Below are 25,195 nucleotides of genomic sequence, written 5' to 3' on the forward strand. Positions count from 1 at the left end.
AGGGTGATGGGTCACCTATAATAAAATCGACAATCATGTTGGGATGGTGAAAAAATGGCTTTTACACAAATTTTTGCTCATAGGGGTTCTGCGGGTACACACCCTGAAAATACAATGTCATCTTTCAAAGAAGCTGAAAAAGCAGGTGCGGATGGGATTGAACTCGATGTCCAGCTTTCCAAGGATGGAGAGGTAGTTGTTATTCATGACGAAACACTAGATAGAACGACGAATGGAAAAGGGTTTGTAAAGGATTTTACACTTGAGGAACTAAAGAAATTGGATGCCAGCTATAAATTCAATACATTTTTTAAAAAGCCGAGAATACCATCGTTCCGTGAAGTTTGCGAATGGCTAAAAACCAATGAACTCTTATGCAATGTAGAATTGAAGAATGGAGTCTTTCCATATCCGCAATTGGAGGAAAAAGTGATTGCGCTCGTGAGGGAGTTTGGATTGGAGAACCGGATCATCATCTCCTCGTTCAACCACTACTCCATTGTTTATTGCTTTCAACTTGCCCCTGAGATCGAAATAGCCCCGCTTTACTCAGAGGGATTATTCATGCCTTGGATCTATGCGCAGTCCATCAGGGGGAAGGCGATACACCCTAATCAACGGGCTGCACCGGACGAAATCGTTGTGTCATCCATGGAAAACGGAATTGCTGTCAGACCCTATACAGTCAACAAAAAAGAAGACATGATCAGGCTGTTTAATATCGGCTGTTCTGCCATCATCACTGACTACCCCAAAAAGGCTCTTGAATTAAGGAAACAAACGAATGAATAGTAAAAAGACAGGTTGGTTTCAATCGCCAGCCTGTCTTTTTTTATGCTCGTTTTTTTTAAAACGTTCCTGGACTTTCCCTCTTTTTCGATCACGATAAAAGATAAACCCTGCAATGAAGCTTAATCCTCCGATGAAAAAAATCAATCCGCTCAGAAATTGGACCCATAAATATGGAAAAGGCGGCTGCAGGATCCCGAACGTCATATCACGCATAAGTTTTATTCCAAGCGCCGCGAAAATACCTGGAATGACCATGATAAGTAAAGCAAATAAACGAATCATATCCAAACTCCTTTAACTGCTGTCAAAAAAATCATATCTTATCATCCAAATTTGTCAAGGAGTTAAATATTCACTACAATAAAGAGGTGTGAAAGAATTTGCACATTTTTTCGCGAATGGAGGAAAAATTTTGCAAAATGTTCTTGTGGTTGGTGGAGGAAAAGGTGGGCTGGCTATTTTAAAGCTTTTGAGAGAATCCACTGCCATGAAAGTCACTGCAGTTATCGACCCGAATCAATCAGCACCGGGTATTGCTTTTGCCATAGAAGAGGGAATACCTGTTGACGAAGATTGGAAAAACCATTTGGATGAGTCGGTGGATATCATAATTGAAGTAACCGGCAGCGATGAAGTATTCAGACAGCTTCGAGAGGCGAGGCACCCTGAAGCAGTATTGATACCGGGAAGCGTCGCATTTTTAATGTCCACGCTCTTAGATGAAAAAGAAGAACTGATTTCTAAATTGACGAATCAATCGTACTTTCATAATTTAATTTTTGATTCTGCAGATGACGGCATGGTCGTCATTGATCCGTCAGGCAAGGTGATACTTTTTAATCGCAGTGCTGAACGTATGGTAGGTGCTTCCCGGAATTTTGCTCTTGGAAAGAACATTCATGACGTCATTCCCGGCAGTAAGCTTCCGCGGGTTATTGAAACAAGAAGGATTGAAACGAATCAGGAGCTGGTTCTGCATAACGGGATGAAGATCATCACCACGAGGATCCCGCTAATCGGAGAAAACCAGCAATTGTTTGGCGCCATTTCTGTCTTTAAGGATATTTCAGAAGTGGTGAACCTGGCAGAAGAGATAACAAATCTTAAAGAAATTCAGACGATGCTTGAAGCCATCATTCAATCCAGTGATGATGCGATATCTGTTGTGGATGAAGACGGCCGGGGTATATTGATCAATCCCGCCTATACCCGCATTACCGGACTTACGCAGGAGAGGGTGATCGGACAGCCGGCCACTGCAGATATCTCAGAGGGTGAAAGTATGCATTTGAAAGTCCTGCAGACAAGAAGGGCAGTCAGAGGCGTGAAGATGCGCGTTGGCCCAATGAAAAAAGAAGTGATTGTCAACGTTGCTCCAATAATCGTGAATGGAAAATTAAAAGGAAGCGTCGGTGTTATCCATGATGTTTCTGAAATCCAGTCATTGACCAATGAATTGGATCGGGCAAGACAGATTATCAGGACATTGGAAGCAAAATATACATTTGAAGATATAATTGGCAGCTCGGAAGAAATGATGCTGGCTATAGAACAGGCCAAGCTTGGAGCGAAGACGCCTGCGACGATACTGCTCAGGGGAGAATCGGGGACGGGAAAAGAGCTGTTTGCTCACGCCATCCATAATGCCAGCGACCGGAAGTATAACAAATTCATAAGAGTGAACTGCGCGGCCATTTCTGAGTCGCTTCTCGAGAGTGAACTGTTCGGCTATGAAGAAGGGGCCTTTTCAGGAGCGAAGCGTGGAGGGAAGCGAGGACTCTTTGAAGAGGCCAATAACGGCAGTATTTTTCTTGATGAAATCGGTGAACTGAGCGTCAATACCCAAGCGAAGCTATTAAGGGTCCTGCAGGAGCATGAAATTGTCAGGGTTGGTGGCACAAAGTCCATTCCGATTAATGTACGGATCATTGCCGCGACCAACGTCAATTTGGAAAAAGCAATAGCGGATGGGACTTTCCGGGAGGATCTATATTATCGGCTCAACCGGATGCCGATCCAGATTCCACCGCTCAGGACACGGAAAGAAGATATCCAAAGCTTGAGCGAAAGATTGATTTACAAAATCAATCAGGATTATGGCAGAAACGTGGAAGGTATGACGAGTGGTGCATTGAACAAACTAATGGCATATGAATGGCCAGGGAATGTTAGAGAGCTGGAGAATATTCTTGGAAGGGCCATTATTTTCATGAATTACACTGATAAGATAATCAGTTCAGAGCATCTTGAAATATTAGACCAAGGCACTGACGCTCAGGAGAAGAAATCAACGGGGATAATGGTGGCTCCGGAAGGGATAAGCCTTGCGGAATTAGTTGAACGATTTGAAAAGGAACATATAGAAAATATACTCCGGCAAAATAATGGGAATAAAACAGCAGCAGCCAAACAATTGGATGTCTCTATCAGGAATCTTTATTACAAGCTGGATAAATATAAGATTGCAACTGATGACATGCAATAATTTGCATACTATGAAAAAAGTTGCATACAAAAATAAAATAAAATAAAGCGTTTTCAATGTTTTTATTTTGGCACGGTTCTTGCATAATGGATAATGTAAGAATAAATGAAGGGGTTGAGGCAGACAATATGAATTTACACTCACTCATTGAAAAAGCAACCCAAATGAATAAAGCAGCAATAGCTGTTGCAGCTGCCGAAGACAAAGAAGTAATCGAAGCTGTTGCGGCTGCGGCAGAAAAAAACATGGCCAAATTTCTTTTGTTTGGCAATCAAGACAAAATTAAAGCAGTCATTAAAGAGACTGCGCCACAGCTGGCAGAGGATGCCCAGGTTTCCATCATCCAAGCTGAAACAGCTTCAAAAGCATGTGAGCTTGCAGTAAGATCCGTACATAATGGAGAAGCTGATGTGCTGATGAAAGGAAACGTTCCAACAGCTGTCATCTTAAAAGCTGTTTTGAATAAGGAGTATGGCTTGAGGACCGGCAATGTGCTTTCGCATGTAGCCGCTTTCGAAGTCCCCGGCTATGACCGCTTGATTTTTGTGACGGATGCAGCGATGAATATTGCACCAGACTTGAATCAAAAAGCTCAAATCATTCAAAATTCAGTTTCCATTGCCTCTTCCATCGGAGTGGATATGCCGAAGGTTGCACCACTTGCAGCTGTTGAGGTAATCAATCCTGTCATGGAAGCCACATTGGATGCAGCCGCTCTTACACAGATGAATGCCCGCGGGCAAATCAAGAATTGTATAGTAGACGGACCATTGGCATTAGATAATGCAGTTTCCATTGAGGCTGCAGAACATAAAGGCATTCACAGTCATGCTGCTGGACAAGCAGACATTCTACTCGTGCCTAATATAGAAACGGGAAATGTCCTATATAAATCACTGATTTATTTTGCCAATGCAAAAGTTGGTGCAGTTATCGCAGGTGCTAAAGCCCCAATCGTATTAACTTCAAGATCTGACAGTGCAGAAAGCAAGCTGAATTCATTAGCGCTGGCAATCTGTTCATTAGGATAATATCTGAGGAGGAAATTATAATGAAAATTTTTGACTACATGACAACATATGACTATGAGCAATTGGTATTTTGCCAAGATGAACAATCCGGATTAAAAGCAATCATCGCTATCCATGACACAACGCTTGGACCTGCATTGGGCGGTACTCGCATGTGGACATACGAGTCCGAGGAAGCAGCAATTGAAGATGCATTGCGCCTTGCAAAAGGAATGACTTATAAAAATGCAGCAGCAGGATTGAATCTTGGCGGAGGAAAGACAGTTATCATCGGCGACCCTCGCAAAGATAAAAATGAAGCGATGTTCCGTGCATTCGGACGCTTTATCCAAGGATTGAACGGACGCTATATCACAGCAGAAGATGTAGGTACAACTGTGGCAGATATGGATTTAATCCATGAAGAAACAAACTTTGTTACAGGGATTTCACCGGCATTCGGTTCTTCCGGCAACCCATCTCCTGTAACGGCATTCGGAGTATACCGCGGAATGAAAGCGGCAGCAAAAGAAGCTTTCGGTACAGATTCCCTTGAAGGCAAGACAATTGCAGTACAAGGTGTTGGAAACGTAGCATTCAACCTTTGCCGTCATCTTCATGAAGAAGGCGCAAACTTGATTGTTACTGATATCAATAAAGAAGCTGTTCAAAGAGCAGTGGAAGAATTCGGTGCAAAGGCAGTAGATCCAAATGAAATCTACAGTGTTGATTGTGATATCTTTGCTCCATGTGCCCTTGGTGCAGTCATCAACGATGATACAATCCCTGTAATCAAAGCTAAAGTCATCGCTGGTGCAGCTAACAATCAGCTGAAAGAAACTCGCCATGGCGATACGATCCACGAAATGGGCATCGTCTACACTCCGGATTATGTCATCAATGCCGGCGGTGTTATCAATGTAGCCGATGAATTATACGGATACAATGCAGAAAGAGCAATGAAGCGTGTAGAACAAATCTACAATAATGTAGAAAAAGTTTTTGAAATTGCTAAACGTGACAATATTCCTTCTTATGTTGCTGCGGATCGTATGGCTGAAGAAAGAATTCAAACTATGAAAAATTCCCGCAGCCAATTCCTATTGAACAGCAAACATATTCTTAACCAACGCGTGTAAAGGACTTTCTTTATCGCTTGCTGAATTTGAATAGATGGTTTAGAAACGCTTGGCTTCCATGAAGCGAGGCGTTTCTCCCATTTGGATGAATAGTGTGAATTTTCATGAACTGTTTAATTTAATGAAGAAACCCACACATTTAATTGGAGGTTACAAACGTGCAAGAGAAAGAATATCGAATACTCGTCATCAACCCTGGATCGACTTCAACGAAAATCGGCGTTTTCGATAATGAAAAGGATATTTTGGAGAAAACCATTCGTCATGATGCAGATAAAATAAATTCTTTTGAGAATATCATCGATCAATATGAATTCCGAAAAGAAATGATTTTAGAGACACTTGACGAAGAAGGCATCAACATCTCTAAACTGAGTGCCGTATGCGGAAGGGGAGGCCTGCTCCGCCCAATTGAAGGGGGAACTTATGCGGTCAACGAAGCCATGCTTGAAGATCTGCGCATCGGCTTTTCCGGCCAGCATGCTTCTAATCTCGGGGGGATCATTGCCTTTGAAATTGCTTCCGGCCTAAATATTCCATCGTTTATCGTTGATCCGGTCGTAGTCGATGAATTGGAGCCGCTTGCAAGAATATCAGGATTCTCCTTGATTGAGAGAAAGAGCATCTTCCATGCGCTCAATCAAAAAGCCGTTGCCAGAAGAGTGGCTAAGCAAATAGGGAAGCGCTATGAAGAGCTTAATTTGATTGTCACCCATATGGGAGGCGGGATTACAGTAGGCGTTCATAAGAATGGAAAAGTCATAGATGTCAATAATGGATTAACAGGCGACGGCCCCTTCAGCCCTGAGCGTGCCGGGACTGTTCCTGCAGGTGACTTGATCGACCTTTGCTTTTCAGGTGAATATTATCGTGATGAAATCATGAAAAAGCTTGTAGGACAAGGCGGACTTGTTGGATACTTAGGCACAAATGATGCGGTGCAGGTGGAGAAAATGATTGCTGATGGCGATCAAAAGGCAAAGCACATCTATGATGCCATGGCCTATCAGATTGCAAAAGAAATCGGATCAGCAAGTGCAGTCCTGGACGGAAAAGTAGATGCCATCATTTTGACAGGCGGATTAGCATATGGAAAAGACTTTGTGGCAGAGATCTCCCGCAAAATCAATTGGATTGCTGACGTTATCATCCATCCTGGTGAAAATGAGCTCCAGGCACTTGCAGAAGGTGCATTGAGGGTCCTTCAAGGTGAAGAAGAAGTGAAAATGTATCCTGGTAGTGTTAAAGATAAGACAATTGTTTAAATAGGAGGCAATACAAATGGCTCAAGAATATGATTTGGTCATCCTTGGCGGAGGAACAGGCGGCTACGTAGCTGCAATCCGTGCTTCTCAGCTTGGCTTGAAAACGGCTGTCGTTGAAAAGAGCAAACTGGGTGGAACATGTCTGCATAAGGGGTGCATTCCAAGTAAAGCCCTTTTGAGAAGTGCAGAAGTTTTCCATACAGCTAAACGCGGGGAAGAATTCGGGGTTGTCATCCCGGAGGTTTCTGTAAATTTCCCTCGTGTCCAAGAACGCAAGAACAGTATTATCGATCAGCTTCATAAAGGCGTACAGCATTTGATGAAACAAGGAAAGATCGATGTGTTTGAAGGGACTGGACGCATTTTAGGGCCATCAATTTTCTCGCCTATGCCAGGCACCATTTCTGTTGAAATGAATGATGGAACTGAAAACGAAATGCTCATACCGAAAAATGTGATCGTTGCAACAGGATCACGTCCACGTTCCTTGCCGGGGCTTGATATTGACGGAGAGTTTGTTCTTTCCTCAGATGAAGCTCTTCAATTGGAACAGCTGCCAAAATCAATCATCATTGTCGGCGGCGGTGTCATTGGAATCGAGTGGGCATCCATGCTGACTGACTTCGGAGTAGAGGTAACTGTAGTAGAATATGCTGACAGAATCATCCCGACAGAAGATCACGAGATTTCTAAAGAAATGCAGCGCTTAATGAAGAAAAAAGGTGTTAAAATCACCACTGGAGCGAAAGTCCTTCCTGAAACCCTTAATAAGGGAGAGGGAGAAGTATCCATCAGTGCAGAAATTAAAGGCGATCAAAAAACCTTTACTGCTGAAAAGATCCTTGTTTCTGTCGGCCGTCAAGCCAATACAGAAAATATCGGGATTGAAAATACGGATATCGTCATTGAAAAAGGCTTCGTTAAAGTCAATAACTATTTCCAAACAAAAGAAAGCCACATCTATGCGATCGGGGATGTGATCGGCGGCCTTCAGCTGGCACATGTTGCTTCACATGAAGGAATCACTGCAGTAGAGCATATTGCCAATGAAAATCCTCATCCAATGGATTACACAATGGTATCGAAATGTATTTACAGCAATCCGGAGGTAGGGAGTGTCGGATATACTGAACAGGAAGCAAAAGATAAAGGCTTCAATGTCAAGACAGGAAAGTTCTCATTCCGTGCAATTGGAAAAGCGCTTGTATTTGGAGAATCTGACGGATTCGTCAAAATCGTTGCCGATAAAGATACAAATGATATCTTAGGAGTTCACATGATTGGACCGCACGTAACCGATATGATCTCTGAAGCTGGTCTTGCACGTGTTCTTGATGCAACCCCTTGGGAGGTAGCAAATACAATCCATCCGCATCCGACATTGAGCGAAGCAATCGGGGAAGCTGCACTGGCAGTAGATGGAAAAGCAATTCATTCTTAAAAGTGAATGGTCATTTGAATTTGATAACTGAATAGGGAAAGATCAGGGTTATTAGGACTGAATTAGTTTGCTTCAGCTCCTGATCTTCTCCTTTATTAAATATATTTTAGGAGGTTCTTTTAAATGGCAGAAAATCGTCATAAAGCTCTAGGTTTGACAGATGAAAATGTTTTAGAAATGTATGAAACAATGCTGATGGCCCGCCGTATTGATGAACGCATGTGGCTGTTAAACCGTTCTGGAAAAATTCCTTTCGTAATCTCATGCCAAGGCCAGGAGGCTGCACAGATTGGAGCGGCATTTGCACTTGATCGTGAAAAAGACTACGTACTTCCTTATTACCGCGACATGGGTGTTGTGCTCAGATTTGGCATGACAGCAAAAGAATTGATGCTATCCGGCTTTGCAAAAGCTGAAGATCCAAACTCCGGCGGACGTCAAATGCCAGGACATTTCGGACAGAAGAAAAACCGCATTGTCACAGGTTCATCCCCTGTTACAACACAAGTTCCACATGCTGTGGGAATTGCATTGGCTGGGAAAATGGAAAAGAAAGACCTCGTAACCTTCGTTACATTCGGTGAAGGCTCTTCCAACCAGGGAGATTTCCATGAAGGTGCCAACTTTGCTGGTGTACATAAACTTCCGGTTATCTTTATGTGTGAAAACAATAAATATGCCATCTCTGTTCCAATCGAGAAGCAATTGGCTTGTGAAAATGTATCTGACCGCGCCATCGGCTATGGTATGCCTGGTGTGACTGTAGATGGAAACGACCCGCTTGAAGTATACAAAGCTGTCAAAGAAGCTGCAGACCGCGGCCGCAGAGGCGAAGGTCCAACATTAGTTGAAACGGTTTCTTACCGATTGACTCCTCACTCCTCTGATGACGATGATCGTTCATACCGCTCACCAGATGAAGTGGCGAAAGCAAAAACACTCGATCCAATCATTACATTTGGAGCTTACTTGAAAGAGACAGGCGTCATGACTGACGAAATTGAAAAAGAAATCAACGACCGAGTGATGAAAGAAGTCAACGAAGCAACAGATTATGCTGAAAATGCTCCTTATGCAGATCCGGAAACAGCATTAAAATACGTTTATGCAGAAGAGAAATAAGGGGGAAGAAAACGATGCCAGTAATTTCTTATATTGATGCCGTTACAATGGCGATCCGTGAAGAAATGGAACGCGATGAAAAAGTATTCGTATTAGGTGAAGACGTAGGTAAAAAGGGAGGCGTTTTTAAAGCGACTCATGGTCTTTATGATCAATTCGGCGAAGAGCGTGTCATTGATACACCTCTTGCTGAATCTGCTATTGCAGGTGTAGGAATCGGAGCAGCCATGTATGGAATGCGTCCGATTGCTGAAATGCAGTTTGCTGATTTCATCATGCCTGCAGTAAACCAAATCATTTCAGAAGCGGCTCGCATCAGATACCGCTCAAACAATGATTGGAGCTGTCCAATGGTCATCCGTGCCCCTTATGGAGGCGGAGTCCACGGTGCTCTTTACCATTCTCAATCAGTAGAAGCAGTTTTTGCAAACCAGCCAGGGTTGAAAATTGTCATGCCTTCTACACCTTATGATGTAAAAGGCCTGCTTAAAGCAGCCATCCGTGATGAGGATCCTGTATTATTCTTCGAGCATAAGCGTGCATACCGCTTAATCAAGGGAGAAGTTCCTGAGGATGACTATGTACTTCCAATCGGGAAAGCAGATGTAAAAAGAGAAGGCGAAGACATAACAGTCATCACTTATGGCTTAAGTGTGCATTTCGCACTTCAAGCTGCAGAAAGACTTGCTGAGGATGGCATTGAAGCTCATATCCTTGACCTTCGTACAATCTATCCATTGGATAAAGAAGCAATCATCGAAGCTGCTTCTAAAACAGGAAAAGTCCTATTAGTTACAGAAGATAACAAAGAAGGCAGCATTATCAGTGAAGTTTCTGCCATCATTTCTGAAAACTGTCTATTTGATCTGGATGCTCCTATCATGCGACTTGCAGGGCCGGATGTACCAGCGATGCCTTATGCACCTACTATGGAAAAGTACTTCATGATCAACCCAGATAAAGTTGAAAAAGCGATGCGTGAATTAGCAGAGTATTAATCGATAACAACTTAAGATTCAAAGGAGGTTTCTTCAGTGGCAGTAGAAAAAATGAAAATGCCTCAGTTAGGGGAAAGTGTAACTGAAGGTACAATTAGTAAATGGCTTGTAGCACCTGGTGATACAGTCAATAAATACGATCCCATTGCAGAAGTTCAAACGGATAAAGTAAATGCGGAAGTCCCATCTTCCTTTTCAGGTGTGATTAAAGAACTGATCGGTCAAGAAGGGGATACTCTGGAAGTAGGGGAATTCATCTGTTCCATCGAAACAGAAGGCGGCAGCACTGAAGAAGCATCTTCAGAAGATAAGCCTGCTGAAAAAATGGAAAAAACCGAGCCTGCGAAGGACAAAAAACCTTCAGCAGCTCCTGTTAAGAGAGAGCCTGGCAGCAAAGCGCGGTATTCTCCAGCTGTCCTAAAGATTTCACAAGAACATGATATTGATTTGAATCAAGTAGAAGGAACAGGAAAAGAAGGAAGAATCACTCGAAAAGATCTAATGAAGCTGATTGATTCCGGCAACATTCCGAAAGCTGGAGATGCACCATCTAAACCAGTAGAAGCTGCTCCGGAAAAAGCACCTGCTCAAGAAGCTCCAGCAGCTGCTCCAAAAGCACAAGCAGCACCTGCTCCATCTGTACCTGTGGCAGCAGGGGATATCGAAATTCCGGTTACAGGCGTCCGTAAAGCGATTGCAGCCAATATGCTCAGAAGCAAGCATGAGGCACCGCACGCTTGGACAATGATGGAAGTGGATGCGACAAATCTGGTTGCATACAGGAATGAGATTAAAGGTGAATTCAAGCAGCGTGAAGGCTTCAATCTTACTTTCTTTGCGTTCTTCGTAAAGGCAGTTGCCCAAGCATTGAAAGAATTCCCTCAGATCAACTCTATGTGGGCTGGAGATAAAATCATCCAGAAGAAAGATGTCAATATTTCAATTGCAGTTGCGACAGATGATGCATTGTTCGTACCAGTGATTAAAAATGCTGATGAGAAGACAATTAAAGGCATTGCAAGAGAAATCACTGAACTTGCCAATAAAGTCCGTACAGGCAAATTGAAATCAGATGATATGCAAGGAGGAACATTCACAGTCAATAACACTGGTTCCTTCGGTTCTGTTCAATCCATGGGTATCATCAATTACCCTCAGGCAGCAATCCTGCAGGTGGAGTCCATCGTTAAACGCCCTGTCGTGATGGATAATGGCATGATTGCAGTAAGAGATATGGTCAACTTGTGCATGTCCCTTGACCACCGTGTTCTTGACGGATTAATCTGCGGCAGATTCCTGCAGCGCGTAAAAGAAATCATCGAAAACACATCCAAACAAAGCACATCCATCTATTAATAAAATGAAAAGGCTGATCCCAAGGGATCAGCCTTTTGAATGTTTATTGTTAAATCACTCGTTTTTTTATATACTAAAATAGTAAAAAATAATAAAGATTTAGAATTTTTTTAAATAAAAATGTAAACGATTTCAACGCATGAAAGGGGGAAAGGAATTGAGCATCGATCAAATGAAATCTCAATCCTTTAAGCTCAGAGAACTAAGTGAATGGGAATCACTTGCAGAAAAAACACTCAAAGGAAAATCCATCGAAGATCTCTGCACAAAAACCTATGAAGATATCGAAATCAAACCCTTATATACAAAAGAAGACAGACCTGATTCAGCCGTACTGCCTTCAGCTAAGAAGAACAACGACTGGTACATCGCACAAGAAGTGACAGCCAGCTCCCTGAAAGAATTAGAAGAAAAAATCAGCAATGCATTGTCAAGGGGACAGGACTGCATATCATTTTCATTAAAAGGAATCAAAACCTCACCAGAAGAGATGGAACAATTCCTGCAGGCAGTTTTTGAAAAGAATCAAACCCTGTATATCAATGATCATGAAACTGTGAAAAAAATACATCACTTTTTTACAGAAAAACCTGACTTTAATGGGGTTTTAGCATTTGATCTTTTTACGCATGGACTGCAAAATGGAAAATTGATCAATAAGGAATCTGCAGCTTTTAAAGATTGGCTTAATCAGATTACCACATTGAAAAATTCCGGATCTAAATTAAGGACGATTGAAATCAATACGTCCATTTATCAAAATGCCGGAGCAAGTGCTGTACAAGAAATTGCTTACGCATTATCAGAAGCAGTGGAATACCTGGAGATTGTAAAAGAGAATGGCTGGGGCATCCATGAAGCCGTAGAGCACATGGTCTTTCATTTTTCCATAGGAAGCCAATTCTTCTTGGAGATAGCTAAATTAAGGGCATTTAAGCATCTGTGGAAGGCTATTTTAAGAGAATATGGAGTCATGGAAGAAATGGAGGCGGTTATCAGCGCTGAAGATTCCCTCATGACCAAGTCAGCATTGGATCCATATGTCAATATGCTCAGGACAGGAACTGAGGGATTTGCTGCGGTGGTCGGCGGTGTAGACTATCTTCATCTTTCTTCATTCAATGAAACCTTTGAAGAAAGAAGTGTATTTTCTGAAAGATCAGCACGCAGCATGCAGCTGATTTTGAAAGAAGAAGCCCACCTTTCCAAGGTGCATGATCCAAGTGCCGGATCGTATTTCATTGAAAACCTGACTTCCGAAATGGGACGTAAAGCCTGGGACTTCTTTGTAGAATTGGATGACAGGGGAGGGATTATAGAAGCCCTTCTTTCCGGGACCATTCAAAAGGGCATTTCTGAAATCGCCGGTAAACGGGAATGGGATGCAGCTGTACGAAAGAATGCCATGATTGGGACAAATATATATGCCAACTTGTCAGATTCCGTTTGGGATGACTGCCTCGGTTCAGAAGAAGGGGCATTTGATATGGATGACTATGCAAGGGTCGAACGGATCCTTCCGTTCAGGCTCTCCACTGCGTTTGAAAAATTAAGGAGTAAAGCCAAAAAAGCTGAATTAAATGGCAAGAAGCCTTTAGCCGGCTTGATTTGCCTCCAAACATTGAAGGCTCATAAAGCACGGGCCGACTTTGCGTCAGGATGCCTGGCAGCAGGCGGCATTGATGTCATTCTAAGCGGTCCTTGCCACACTGCTGAAGATATCGAAGCTTTCATTATGCAGAATCCACTCGATTACTATGTCATCTGCGGCACAGAAGAAGGTTATGGGGAGATGGCGCAGGAAACGTTAGAAGTCTTGAGGGCACATGCACCAAATGCAGTTGTGGATATTGCAGGGAAGCCTTCTGAGGATGATGAATCCATTCTAAAAAGTAATGGATTGAATGGCTCAATTTACTTAAAGCAGAACCTGGTTGAAAAACTGCAATCACTGTTATTGATTTGGGAAGGAGCTGAAGAAGCATGAGTAAGCCTTCTTTTAAACAAATAAACCCATTTTCAACGTATGGGACGCAACAACCATTACATGAAAATGATGTTATCAAGTATGGAACCAATGAAAATATCACTATCAAATCACGATATGTCGAATCGGATATCAATAGTGCTGAACATCTGGAAGATTTACCAGGTCTTGCTCCATTCACGAGAGGCCCCTATCCTACGATGTATGTGAACCGCCCTTGGACAGTAAGGCAGTATGCAGGATTTTCAACAGCAGAAGAGAGCAATGCCTTCTATAGAAGAAACCTTGCAATGGGCCAAAAGGGTTTATCGGTAGCGTTCGACTTAGCCACACATAGGGGCTATGACTCCGATCACCCCAGGGTAGAAGGGGATGTAGGGAAAGCAGGCGTTGCCATCGATTCCATTCTGGATATGAAGATTTTATTCGATGGGATCCCGCTTGATCAAATGTCTGTTTCGATGACAATGAATGGTGCTGTACTGCCAATCATGGCATTTTATATCGTCACAGCGGAAGAACAGGGAGTCGAAAAGGAAAAGCTCGCTGGAACGATTCAAAATGATATTTTAAAAGAATATATGGTAAGGAATACGTATATCTACCCTCCTGAAATGTCGATGAAGATCATTGCCGACATTTTTGAGTATACATCCAAACATATGCCGAAATTCAACAGTATAAGCATCTCGGGCTATCATATGCAGGAGGCTGGCGCCACTGCGGACATCGAATTGGCCTACACATTGGCAGATGGATTGGAATATGTAAGGACAGGCCTGTCTGCAGGCATAAATATTGATTCTTTTGCTCCGAGGCTTTCTTTCTTCTGGGCAATCGGCATGAATTATTTCATGGAAGTCGCAAAGCTGAGGGCTGCCAGAAGGATTTGGGCAAAGATGATCCAGGAGTTTTCTCCGGAGAATGCCAAGTCACTGGCTCTTCGCACACATTCCCAGACATCCGGCTGGAGTTTGACTGAACAGGATCCATTCAATAATGTGACCCGAACATTAATTGAAGCACACGCTGCTGCTATGGGGCATACTCAATCGCTCCATACGAATGCACTTGATGAAGCCATCGCACTTCCAACAGACTTTTCGGCACGAATTGCACGAAATACACAGTTATATCTGCAAGAAGAAACAGGAATCACCAATGTAATCGATCCATGGGGAGGATCCTACTATGTAGAAGCCCTTACTCATGAATTGATGGAAAAAGCATGGGCACATATCGAGGAGATTGAACAGCTCGGCGGGATGACAAAAGCAATTGAAACCGGACTTCCAAAGATGAGGATTGAAGAGGCGGCTGCTAAGCGGCAGGCAATGATCGATTCCGGCAAAGAGTCCATCATTGGCGTCAATAAATTCCGCCTGGATAAAGAAGATCCGATTGAAACGCTTGATATTGATAATACGGCTGTACGTCAAAAACAAATTCAGCGATTGCAGCTGCTGAAATCTGAAAGAGATGAAAAAGCAGTCGCCGGGACACTGGCTGCATTAAGTGAAGCTGCCAAAAACGGTGAAGGGAATTTATTGGAACTTGCGGTCGAAGCGGCAAGAGCGAGAGCGACGCTTGGGGAAATTTCAGATGCTGTTGAAAATGCATGTGGACGCCATAAAGCGGTCATCCGCTCGATTAGCGGTGTATACAGCAATACTTTCACGAACGAGGAAGAAATTGAATCTGTCCGTCAATTGACTGAGGAATTCCTGGAAAACGAAGGAAGAAGACCAAGGATCATGATTGCCAAAATGGGTCAGGACGGACATGATCGGGGAGCAAAAGTCATTGCTACCGCATTCGCTGATTTAGGATTTGATGTGGATATTGGTCCATTGTTCCAGACCCCTGCTGAAACGGCTATGCAGGCAGTCGAAAATGATGTACATGTCATTGGGGTCAGTTCACTTGCAGCAGGACATAAAACATTGCTTCCACAGTTGGTAGGAGAGCTGAAAAAACTAGGTAGAGATGACATTCTTGTCGTAATCGGAGGAGTCATCCCTCCTCAAGATTATGCTTATTTATATGAGCAGGGAGCAGCAGCCATTTTTGGACCAGGAACAGTCATTCCTCCTGCTGCACAAAAAGTGATCGAAGAAATTTATCGGAGATTGGGCTATGAGGAAGTGATGGAATAAATGGAAGAAAGCCAAAAGCGTCCTCGATTCAAAAAAAAGAGCGGTTTGACTATTGATGTGAATGCGCTTGTTAATGGAGTCCTGGCGAAAGAAAGGACATCTTTGGCCAAAGCGATAACATTGATTGAAAGCAATTCTTCCGAGCATCAATCCCTTAGCCAGACAATGTTAAAACAGCTGCTTCCCCATACAGGGAAATCAGTCCGTATCGGGATCACCGGGGTGCCGGGGGCGGGAAAAAGCACGTTCATCGAATCGTTTGGTACAATGCTCTGTGACATGGGCCATAGGGTAGCGGTGCTCGCAGTGGATCCAAGCTCTACCATGACCGGGGGGAGCATTCTTGGCGACAAAACAAGGATGGAAAAGCTTGTAAGGCATCCACGTGCATTTGTCCGCCCTTCCCCTTCCGGCGGGACCCTCGGCGGGGTGCATCGGAAAACAAGAGAATCAATTGCTGCATGTGAAGCTGCAGGCTATGATGTCATCTTAGTGGAAACCGTCGGAGTGGGTCAGAGCGAAGTAATTGTGAGGGGCATGGTAGACTTCTTTATGCTTCTTGTTCTGACGGGGGCAGGCGACGAATTACAAGGTATGAAAAAAGGGATCATGGAGCTTGCAGATGCCATTATTGTGAATAAAGCAGATGGCGGGAATATAAAGCCCGCACAAAAAACCAAGTCTGAATATAATCAAATCCTGCACTTCCTGCAGCCGGCGACGAAGGGATGGACCACACGGGCTTATACCTGTTCGGCACTACATTATACGGGGATAGAAGAAATTTGGGATATCATCGATTCATTTATGGAGAATACGAAGAAAACAGGGATCTTTATGGAAAGACGGCATTCGCAGGCAAAGGAATGGCTTTATTCTTCCATCCATGACCGACTTGCGCAGGAATTCTTTCAGGACGAAAGGATAAAGAAAGCTTTACCGTCCATCCTTGAACAAGTAACGAAAGAAGAAAGAACCGTATCAAGCGCGCTCGAACACCTTTTTGATGTATATAATAAAAATTCATAAAAAAAGGGATAGCGTTATTCCGCTATCCGAGACATCTAGGGAGTTTTAGGGGTATGGATCTAGATGTACTATTATTCTACCCCTCAAATTCCTTTATAAACCCAATTACTATAAAAATTAGCTGAAATCGAATATAATGATAGTAATGATGAAGACTGTTCTTTTTTTGGGGCAGTCGATCAAGAAGGAGAGAATAAAATGAGCATGGATTTTAACTTATTTATGAATGATGTAGTAAGACAGGCCCGCCAGGAAATAGAAGCAGCCGGCTACGAACAATTGAAGACTGCTGAAGAAGTGGAAGCAGCCTTTGCCAATAAAGGAACTACATTGGTCATGATCAACTCTGTCTGCGGCTGTGCCGGGGGAATTGCAAGACCAGCAGCTGCCCACGCCATCCATTATGATAATCGCCCAGATCACTTAGTGACTGTCTTTGCAGGTCAAGATAAAGAAGCTACTGCAAAAGCAAGAAGCTATTTTACTGAATATCCGCCATCCTCTCCATCTTTCGCTATCTTAAAAGATGGGAAATTATGTACGATGGTAGAACGGCATGAGATTGAAGGACATGATCCAATGTCTGTCGTTAACAAGCTTCAATCATACTTTGATCAATATTGTGAAGAAATGTAATTCCTTCTTCTGATTGAATAAACCGGCCAGGGTTCCCTTGGCCGGTTTTTTAATTTTACAATTCCCATTAGAAAGCACTGAAACCTCGTGTATTAATCACATTTATTTTCAGAATTTTAGAACTTTATCCTCCTGTATATAAATATTTATTAAAAATGTTGCATAAATATTTAATCGTGTTAAAATGCAAATAGGTTAATTATTATACTAATTTTTGAATTTATATACAAACCACAGGAGGAGAAAAGTATGAAAAAAATAGCATCTGCAATTATTGCCAGTTTACTAGTTATTTCAGCGTTGGCTGCATGCGATAAAGATGAGTCTGCAGCAGACAAAAAAACTTTGGTGATGGCGACATCAGCCGACTACCCGCCATTTGAATATGTCGATACAGCGAACAGTGATGAGATCGTAGGTTTTGACGTTGATCTTGCTAAGGCATTGGGCAAAAAACTCGGCTACAAAATCAAAGTTGAAGATAAAGATTTCAGCGGTTTGATCACAGCTTTGAAAACAAAACAGGCTGACCTTGTATTGGCCGGGATGACACCTACTCCTAAACGAAAGAAAAATGTTGACTTCAGTGATGTCTACTATAAAGCAAACGATATGATCGTGACGAAAAAGGATAGCAATATCAAGAGTGTAGAAGATTTAAAAGGCGGGAAAATAGGGGTTCAATTGGGCTCAATCCAAGAAGACGCTGCAAAGGAACTGCAAAAAAATACAGCATTTGATATTGAAACAAGAAACCGCATCCCTGAACTTGTCCAGGATGTACAGAATGGAAGGTTCCAGGCAGCAATCATTGAAGATACAGTAGCACAGGGATTCCTTAAGAAGCATCAGGAGCTGCAAGGTTTTAATATCAAAACAAGTGATGATGAAGCAGGGTCTGCCATCGCTTTTCCTAAAAATAGCGACTTGACTCCTAAATTCAATAAGGCATTAAATGAAATGAAAGACAGCGGCGAACTGGATAAATTAATCATCAAATGGTTCGGAGCAGATTCAAAATAATAAAATTCAAGAGACGTTCAGGCATCAGTTTGAACGTCTCATCTATTTAATCGCAGCCTGCATGCATTTTTGCAGGAGAAAGGATGGTGTACAATGGGACTGGATTTTCAGCAGTTAATCCCTTCGGTGCCATTTATATTAAAAGGAATTGGCGTCACATTAAAAATCGTCCTGCTGGCAGGGGTCATAGGATTTTTATTCGGCATCATTTTGGCATTATTTAAAATCAGTAAACTGAAAGTGCTGGGCATCATAGCGGATGTGTATACTTCAATATTCAGGGGTACGCCGCTCGTACTTCAATTGATGATCATCTTCTATGGTTCACCACAGATTTTCGGAACTCAAATCGATCCATATACTGCAGCGGTCTCTGCATTTGCCATGAACTCTGCTGCCTATATCTCAGAAATCATCCGTGCAGGAATTCAGGCAGTCGACAAAGGACAGCAGGAAGCGGCAGCCGCTCTGGGAATATCGTATAAACAAATGATGAAAGACATCATTCTTCCTCAGGCATTGAAAAATATCCTGCCTGCACTAATGAATGAATTCATCACACTTACGAAAGAATCCGCCATTGTAACCGTCATCGGCGTAACAGATGTCATGAGAAGATCTTATATGGTTGGAAGCGATTTATATTCTTTCTTTGAACCGCTATTATTCGCAGGGCTTGTATATTATCTGCTTGTCATTATCCTAACGGTCTTAGGCAAGGCAGTCGAAAGGAGAATGAGAGTCAGTGATTAATGTGAACGGATTATCCAAAATGTTTGGGAAAAATGAAGTATTGAAAGATATCAGCGTTTCGATTGATCCAGGGGAGGTTGTTGTTGTCATCGGACCTTCCGGATCTGGGAAATCCACTTTCCTCCGCTCCTTGAATCTGCTTGAAACTCCAACAGCAGGTGACATTTTGATAGACAATCATTCTATCACCGGAAAAAAAGTGGATATACAAGCATTCAGAAAAGAAATAGGCATGGTGTTCCAGCACTTTCACCTTTTCCCTCATATGACAGTCCTCGAGAACATCACTTATGCCCCAATAAAAGTGAAGGGGTTGACTAAGTCGGAGGCAGAAGAGCTTGGGAAAGAGCTCCTTTCTAAAGTGGGACTTGTTGAAAAAGCTGATGAATATCCAAACAGATTGTCAGGCGGCCAGAAGCAGCGTGTGGCTATCGCAAGGGCCCTCGCTATGAATCCTAAAATTATGCTATTTGATGAACCAACCTCAGCACTCGATCCAGAGATGGTGAAAGAAGTGCTTGACGTTATGAAATCACTGGCTCATACAGGAATGACCATGATTATTGTCACGCATGAAATGGGATTTGCAAAAGAAGTGGCAGACCGTGTATTATTTTTGGACGATGGCCAGCTTGTAGAGGATGAAGACCCGCAAGTATTCTTCTCAAATCCATCTTCCAAGCGTGCTCAAGATTTCTTGCAAAAAGTACTGTAAACATATTATCCTTAGAAAAGATGATCAGCTGATCATCTTTTCTTTTTTGAGAATTTGAATTGTATATAAAGCGAGGAGCAGGTTCATGTTTCGTATTGGCTATAGGACCATTAAAACAGCAATCGGAACTGTGCTGGCCATCATGCTTGCTCAGTGGTTCGATCTGCATAATTTCGTTTCAGCCGGAATCATCACAGTTCTGTGCATCCAAGTCACAAAAAGGCAGTCCATCAAGGCTGCATGGACCAGATTTTTGGCCTGTGTACTTGCAATGATTTTTTCATCAGTGTTTTTTGAAGCAATAGGCTATTATCCGTTTGTGATCGGATTGCTGCTTCTCGTATTCATCCCTACTACTGTTATGCTGAAAGCGAAAGAAGGGATTGTCACAAGCATCGTCATCATCCTTCATATTTATTCTGCCGGCCAGGTGACCGTCCACTCAATTTTCAATGAATTTTGCATCATCCTTATCGGCATCGGGATTGCCCTTGTTATGAATTTATATATGCCGAGCATGGAAAACAGGCTGCTTTCCCTTCTTGAAAAAATAGAAGAGAACTTTCATTCAATCTTTACAGAAATCATCTCTTATTTGCGCATGCATAAAAGCGAATGGGACGGCAAAGAAATTACCGAAACTGCCCGGATGCTCGAAGAAGCAAAAGGACTCGCCGTACGTGATCTTCAAAATCATGTTTTGAAAAGCGAAGATTCATACTACCACTATTTTAAAATGAGAGAGAAGCAATTTGAAATCATTGAGCGGGTCCTGCCCATTATTACTTCCCTTGAAATGAATGTAGAGCAGTCCAAAATTGTTGCCGATTTCCTTGAAGAAGTAAGTAATAATATCCACCCGGGAAACACAGCATTTTTATATTTGAAAAAATTATATGATATGAAACTTCATTTCGAAGGGATGGAGCTTCCTAAAACGCGAAGCGAATTTGAAGTCCGAGCGGCGCTTTTTCAATTTGTGAGGGAAATGGAGCAGTATTTGCTCATTAAAAGTTCATTTAAAGGCATAAAAGGGAAAAAGATGAATCAGAAGACTGGACAAAATGCACACTAAGGAAAAAAGTGTGGTGAGTCTTTTTGAAGATCCTTCTAGTCTGCATCTTGCTTATCGGCTCTCCTATTTGGCCAATTGGACGGAACCCCATTCAAGGTGATCCTTTTATCATTGTAAACAAAAGGATAAATCAATTGGCTTTTTATTATGAAGGCCGGCAGCAGCTAAAAACAAAAATAGCTACCGGCAAAACGAATGATCTCACACCGGAGGGACTTTTCACGGTGACGGTAAAAGCAAAAGACCCTTATTATCGCCGTAAAAATATTCCGGGCGGCGACCCAAAAAACCCCCTTGGCACACGATGGATAGGATTTGATGCCATGGGGACGGATGGAAGGATTTATGGACTGCATGGTACAAACCAGCCGTCGTCCATAGGAATGTATATTTCAAATGGCTGCGTTCGCCTGCCGAAAGCAGCCGTCGAAGAATTATATGACAAGGTGCCGCTTGGAACAAAAGTGAATATCGTCAATTCCTCCAAAAGCTTCGATCAAATAGCGAAGGAAAATGGAGCAATACACTAAAAAAACCCGGATCCTGTACGGAACCGGGTTTTGCTTTTATAGAACCATCGCCAATCCGAAAATAATTGTTGAAGCAATCATTGCGAGCAGCATCAAATAAACGATCACTTTTTGAAATGTTTTATTTCTCATCATTTTCTCTCCTTTAAAGAAGGCTGTTGCTTATTATTTTAGCTAGTGAAGAAAGATCTGACAAGCAGTGAATGATAATGAAATTTGAAAACGCTTCCGAAAAGTGTCGAATAAAGCAGGAATTTAGAAAACATTTAGCGAATATAATTAATGTTTTGTCTATTTAACTCAGCAAGGAGGAAGACAGATGATCAAAAAAGTAGACCATATCGGAATTGCGGTTCGTTCTATTGAAGATTCATTATCCTTTTATACGGAAATCTTAGGACTGCAATGCCTCAAAATCGAAGAGGTGCCATCCGAGTCAGTCAAAGTGGCATTCATTGACTGCGGTAATACAAAACTCGAGTTGCTTGAACCAACAAGTGAAAATAGTGCAGTTTGGAAATTTATTGACAAAAAGGGTGAAGGCATCCATCATGTTGCCCTTGGAGTTGAATCCATAAAAGAGAGAATGGAAGAATTGAAAGAAAAGGGAATACGGCTTATACAAGATGAGCCAAAGGTTGGAGCCGGCGGGGCAGAAGTGGCATTCCTGCATCCGAAGTCAGGAATGGGCGTCCTTTACGAACTTTGCGAGAAAAATCAGGCGGGAGGAGAAGGGAAATGACAGATATCTACGAAAAAATCAATGAATTATATGATATGCGCCGAAAAGTAGAACTAGGCGGCGGAGATGAAAAGATAGAGAAGCAGCATGAAAAGGGAAAGTTGACGGCCAGAGAACGCATTGACCTATTGGTGGATGAAGGCACATTTGTTGAATTGAATCCTTTTATTCAACATCGCTGCAATGATTTTGGACTTGATCAGATGGAAGGCCCGGGGGACGGGGTAGTGACCGGATATGGAAAAGTGAACGGCAGGCCGATATACCTTTTTTCACAGGACTTCACGGTTTTTGGCGGTGCCTTGGGAGAAATGCATGCAAAGAAAATTGCTAATGTCATGGATCTTGCCGCTAAAAATGGAGCTCCGTTCATCGGTTTGAATGATTCAGGCGGGGCACGCATCCAGGAAGGCGTCGTTTCATTGGATGGATACGGCCATATATTTTATCGAAACGCCATTTATTCAGGGGTCATTCCTCAGATTTCTGTCATCATGGGACCGTGTGCAGGTGGAGCAGTCTATTCGCCGGCCATCACCGATTTTGTATTCATGGTGGATGACACAAGCCAAATGTTCATTACAGGACCGAAAGTCATTGAGACAGTAACAGGAGAGAAAATCTCATCGGAAGATCTCGGAGGATCAAAAGTGCATAACTCAATCAGCGGCAATGCCCATTTCAGGGCCAAGACCGAGATGGAAGTGCTCGAGAAAGTCCGGACTCTCATTGGCTACCTTCCGCAAAATAATGAAGAAAGACCGGCTGCAGCCTCTTATGATGAAGAGGACCATTATCGTCCGGAGCTGACCGACATCATCCCGTTTGATGCCGTCCGCCCGTACGATGTAAGAAAAGTGATTGAGCAGGTTGTGGACACAGGATCCTTCTTTGAGGTGCAAGAAGAATTCGCGAAAAATATTGTGGTAGGTTTTGCACGGATCAAAGGAGAAGTAGTTGGTCTCGTCTGCAATCAGCCTAAGTTTATGGCGGGAGGGCTTGATATCGATTCATCCGACAAGGCATCCCGATTCATCCGATTCTGTGATTCTTTCAATATTCCATTGATTACCTTTGAAGATGTCACCGGCTTCTTCCCGGGAATCAAACAGGAACATGGAGGCATCATCAGGCATGGAGCGAAGATTCTTTATGCATATTCTGAAGCCACAGTCCCGAAAATCACTGTGATTCTCCGAAAAGCATTTGGGGGAGCCTACGTTGCCTTGAACAGCAAATCAATTGGAGCGGATCTCGTATATGCATGGCCGAATGCCGAAGTAGCTGTTATGGGGCCTCAGGGAGCCGCTAATATAATTTTTGCCCGGGAAATACAAAACAGCGAAAATCCGGAAGAGCTGCGCAATCAAAAGATTGAGGAATATCGTGAGAAATTTGCAAACCCTTATGTAGCTGCATCCAGGGGAATGGTGGATGATGTAATCGACCCGAGGGAAACAAGGATAAAATTGATTCAGGCCCTCGAAATCATGAGGAATAAAAAGGAAGAGCGTCCAAAGAAAAAGCACGGCAATATCCCATTGTAGGAACGTTTCTTTTTTGAATCTTTGCAAGACACAGGTAATCAGACTTGTCCAGCTCCAGCGCCCAGCCCCTCGAGTCATAAGTCGTACCTCTACGGAAATCAGGATTTCCTTCGAGCTCCGTCTTATGCTGGTCGGGGCTTAGCAGGGCGCTTCCGCTCTTCTAATTATTTGTTCTCTCCAGCGTTTCACGATATACTAAATATGTGAATACATATTTGGAGGTCCTTGATTATGATTAACGAAGAACGTTTATTGAATGAGTTTCTAGAGTTGGTTCAAATTGACTCAGAAACTAAAAATGAAAGCGAAATCGCAAAAGTTTTGAAAAAGAAATTTGAGGATCTTGGCGTAGAAGTTTTTGAAGACGATACTATGGAGCAGACAGGCCATGGAGCAGGTAACCTTGTTTGCACCCTTAAAGGAACGAAAGAAGGAGTGGATACCATCTACTTCACTTCCCACATGGATACAGTTGTTCCCGGCAAAGGAATCAAGCCTTCTGTAAAAGATGGCTACGTGGTGACTGACGGAACTACAATCCTTGGTGCAGATGATAAAGCCGGTCTTGCCAGCATGTTTGAAGCGATCCGTGCTTTGAAAGAACAAAATGTAGAGCATGGTACGATTCAATTCATCATCACAGTTGGAGAAGAGTCTGGTCTTGTTGGTGCGAAAGCATTGGATTCTTCCCTTGTGAAGGCGAAGTTTGGCTTCGCACTTGACAGTGATGGGCCTGTTGGAAACATCATCGTTGCTGCTCCGACTCAAGCAAAAGTAAAAGCATCCATCTTCGGGAAGACTGCACACGCAGGTGTAGCACCGGAAAAAGGCGTTTCTGCCATTACGTTGGCAGCTAAGGCTATTTCTAAAATGCCTCTTGGACGCATTGACGAAGAGACGACTGCCAATATCGGCCGATTCGAAGGCGGACAGGCAACAAACATCGTATGCGACCGAGTGGATATCCTAGCGGAAGCACGCTCTCTAGTCCCTGAAAAGATGGAAGCGCAAGTAGCAAAAATGAAGGAAGCTTTCGAAAAGACTGCTGAAGAGTTCGGCGGAAAAGCGGAAGTGGATGTTCAAGTCATGTACCCTGGCTTCAAATTTGGAGAAGGTGACCATGTAGTGGAAGTAGCGAAAAAAGCTGCTGCCAAAATTGGACGTGAAAGCAAACTATTGACAAGCGGCGGCGGAAGCGACGCAAACGTCATTGCAGGATTCGGCGTTCCAACTGTAAACCTTGCTGTAGGATACGAAGAAATCCATACAACAAATGAACGCATGCCTGTGGCTGAATTGACAAAATTAGCTGAAATGGTATTAGCCGTAGTCAAGGAAGTAGCAGAAGCGTAATATTTAATTCAACATACGAAAGGGGCTCCCTGTGGGAGCCC

23 protein-coding genes are annotated in these 25,195 nt (G+C 42.9%); 21 read left to right on the forward strand and 2 right to left on the reverse strand.

The features are described from left to right. Positions 1-54 precede the first annotated feature (54 nt). Complete coding sequence (locus DFR59_RS13510) at positions 55-792, forward strand: glycerophosphodiester phosphodiesterase (RefSeq protein WP_114746191.1); 738 nt, start codon at positions 55-57, stop codon at positions 790-792. 18 nt (positions 793-810) lie between these two features. On the opposite strand, the gene DFR59_RS13515 is transcribed toward DFR59_RS13510, so the two are convergent. Then, a complete protein-coding gene (locus DFR59_RS13515; protein WP_114746192.1) occupies positions 811-1,074 on the reverse strand; it encodes a DUF2627 domain-containing protein in 264 nt (87 codons plus the stop codon). 130 nt (positions 1,075-1,204) lie between these two features. On the opposite strand from DFR59_RS13515, the gene DFR59_RS13520 reads away from it, so the two are divergent. The 17 genes from DFR59_RS13520 to DFR59_RS13600 all read left to right on the forward strand — a co-directional run bounded on the left by DFR59_RS13520 (position 1,205) and on the right by DFR59_RS13600 (position 21,512). Beyond that, positions 1,205-3,277: a sigma-54 interaction domain-containing protein gene (locus tag DFR59_RS13520; RefSeq protein WP_114746281.1), complete on the forward strand. Its 2,073-nt coding sequence runs from the start codon at positions 1,205-1,207 to the stop codon at positions 3,275-3,277. Between the two features lie 128 nt (positions 3,278-3,405). After that, the gene (yqiS, locus tag DFR59_RS13525; protein ID WP_114746193.1) at positions 3,406-4,308 is read left to right on the forward strand and encodes a phosphate butyryltransferase; all 903 of its coding nucleotides are present in this window, start codon (positions 3,406-3,408) and stop codon (positions 4,306-4,308) included. A gap of 20 nt (positions 4,309-4,328) precedes the next feature. Further along, positions 4,329-5,426, forward strand: coding sequence for a branched-chain amino acid dehydrogenase (bcd, locus tag DFR59_RS13530; RefSeq protein WP_114746194.1), 1,098 nt, complete (start codon positions 4,329-4,331; stop codon positions 5,424-5,426). Positions 5,427-5,584: 158 nt separating this feature from the next. Next, on the forward strand, positions 5,585-6,691 hold the full coding sequence (gene buk / locus DFR59_RS13535) for a butyrate kinase (protein ID WP_114746195.1): 1,107 nt from the start codon (positions 5,585-5,587) through the stop codon (positions 6,689-6,691). A gap of 16 nt (positions 6,692-6,707) precedes the next feature. After that, on the forward strand, positions 6,708-8,132 hold the full coding sequence (lpdA, locus tag DFR59_RS13540; RefSeq protein WP_114746196.1) for a dihydrolipoyl dehydrogenase: 1,425 nt from the start codon (positions 6,708-6,710) through the stop codon (positions 8,130-8,132). Positions 8,133-8,255: 123 nt separating this feature from the next. After that, positions 8,256-9,254: a thiamine pyrophosphate-dependent dehydrogenase E1 component subunit alpha gene (locus DFR59_RS13545; protein ID WP_114746197.1), complete on the forward strand. Its 999-nt coding sequence runs from the start codon at positions 8,256-8,258 to the stop codon at positions 9,252-9,254. A 14-nt stretch (positions 9,255-9,268) separates the two neighbouring features. Next, the gene (locus DFR59_RS13550) at positions 9,269-10,252 is read left to right on the forward strand and encodes an alpha-ketoacid dehydrogenase subunit beta (protein WP_114746198.1); all 984 of its coding nucleotides are present in this window, start codon (positions 9,269-9,271) and stop codon (positions 10,250-10,252) included. A 36-nt stretch (positions 10,253-10,288) separates the two neighbouring features. Next, positions 10,289-11,608, forward strand: coding sequence for a dihydrolipoamide acetyltransferase family protein (locus tag DFR59_RS13555; RefSeq protein ID WP_114746199.1), 1,320 nt, complete (start codon positions 10,289-10,291; stop codon positions 11,606-11,608). A gap of 157 nt (positions 11,609-11,765) precedes the next feature. Beyond that, a complete protein-coding gene (locus DFR59_RS13560; protein ID WP_158538389.1) occupies positions 11,766-13,595 on the forward strand; it encodes a methylmalonyl-CoA mutase family protein in 1,830 nt (609 codons plus the stop codon). After that, positions 13,592-15,751 carry a methylmalonyl-CoA mutase gene (gene scpA / locus DFR59_RS13565; protein WP_114746201.1) on the forward strand — a complete coding sequence of 720 codons (2,160 nt, stop codon included), beginning with the start codon at positions 13,592-13,594 and terminating at the stop codon, positions 15,749-15,751. Before DFR59_RS13560 ends, scpA begins: the two co-directional genes overlap by 4 nt. Continuing rightward, on the forward strand, positions 15,752-16,780 hold the full coding sequence (meaB, locus tag DFR59_RS13570) for a methylmalonyl Co-A mutase-associated GTPase MeaB (protein WP_114746202.1): 1,029 nt from the start codon (positions 15,752-15,754) through the stop codon (positions 16,778-16,780). Positions 16,781-16,978: 198 nt separating this feature from the next. After that, positions 16,979-17,416, forward strand: a complete 438-nt coding sequence (locus DFR59_RS13575; RefSeq protein ID WP_114746203.1) for a BrxA/BrxB family bacilliredoxin — start codon at positions 16,979-16,981, stop codon at positions 17,414-17,416. Between the two features lie 249 nt (positions 17,417-17,665). Next, a complete protein-coding gene (locus DFR59_RS13580) occupies positions 17,666-18,439 on the forward strand; it encodes a transporter substrate-binding domain-containing protein (RefSeq protein WP_114746204.1) in 774 nt (257 codons plus the stop codon). 93 nt (positions 18,440-18,532) lie between these two features. Further along, a complete protein-coding gene (locus DFR59_RS13585; protein ID WP_114746205.1) occupies positions 18,533-19,192 on the forward strand; it encodes an amino acid ABC transporter permease in 660 nt (219 codons plus the stop codon). Then, complete coding sequence (locus tag DFR59_RS13590) at positions 19,185-19,907, forward strand: amino acid ABC transporter ATP-binding protein (RefSeq protein WP_114746206.1); 723 nt, start codon at positions 19,185-19,187, stop codon at positions 19,905-19,907. The genes DFR59_RS13585 and DFR59_RS13590 overlap by 8 nt, the downstream gene beginning before the upstream one ends. A gap of 85 nt (positions 19,908-19,992) precedes the next feature. Beyond that, a complete protein-coding gene (locus tag DFR59_RS13595) occupies positions 19,993-20,982 on the forward strand; it encodes an aromatic acid exporter family protein (protein ID WP_114746207.1) in 990 nt (329 codons plus the stop codon). Between the two features lie 23 nt (positions 20,983-21,005). After that, a complete protein-coding gene (locus tag DFR59_RS13600; RefSeq protein WP_114746208.1) occupies positions 21,006-21,512 on the forward strand; it encodes a L,D-transpeptidase in 507 nt (168 codons plus the stop codon). Positions 21,513-21,548: 36 nt separating this feature from the next. Here DFR59_RS13600 and prli42 read toward each other — a convergent pair whose 3' ends face one another. Continuing rightward, positions 21,549-21,644 (reverse strand): stressosome-associated protein Prli42, encoded by a 96-nt coding sequence (gene prli42 / locus DFR59_RS20095; protein ID WP_158538390.1) that lies wholly within the window; start codon positions 21,642-21,644, stop codon positions 21,549-21,551. 190 nt (positions 21,645-21,834) lie between these two features. Here prli42 and mce point away from each other — a divergent pair, with 190 nt between their 5' ends. From mce to DFR59_RS13615, 3 genes are all read left to right on the forward strand, one after another. Then, positions 21,835-22,254, forward strand: a complete 420-nt coding sequence (mce, locus tag DFR59_RS13605) for a methylmalonyl-CoA epimerase (protein ID WP_114746282.1) — start codon at positions 21,835-21,837, stop codon at positions 22,252-22,254. Continuing rightward, positions 22,251-23,801, forward strand: a complete 1,551-nt coding sequence (locus DFR59_RS13610) for an acyl-CoA carboxylase subunit beta (protein WP_114746209.1) — start codon at positions 22,251-22,253, stop codon at positions 23,799-23,801. The genes mce and DFR59_RS13610 overlap by 4 nt, the downstream gene beginning before the upstream one ends. A gap of 231 nt (positions 23,802-24,032) precedes the next feature. Further along, positions 24,033-25,154, forward strand: a complete 1,122-nt coding sequence (locus DFR59_RS13615; protein ID WP_114746210.1) for a tripeptidase T — start codon at positions 24,033-24,035, stop codon at positions 25,152-25,154. Positions 25,155-25,195 lie beyond the last annotated feature (41 nt).

The sequence above is a fragment of the Falsibacillus pallidus genome (assembly GCF_003350505.1).
Classification (GTDB): Bacteria; Bacillota; Bacilli; order Bacillales; family DSM-25281; genus Falsibacillus; species Falsibacillus pallidus.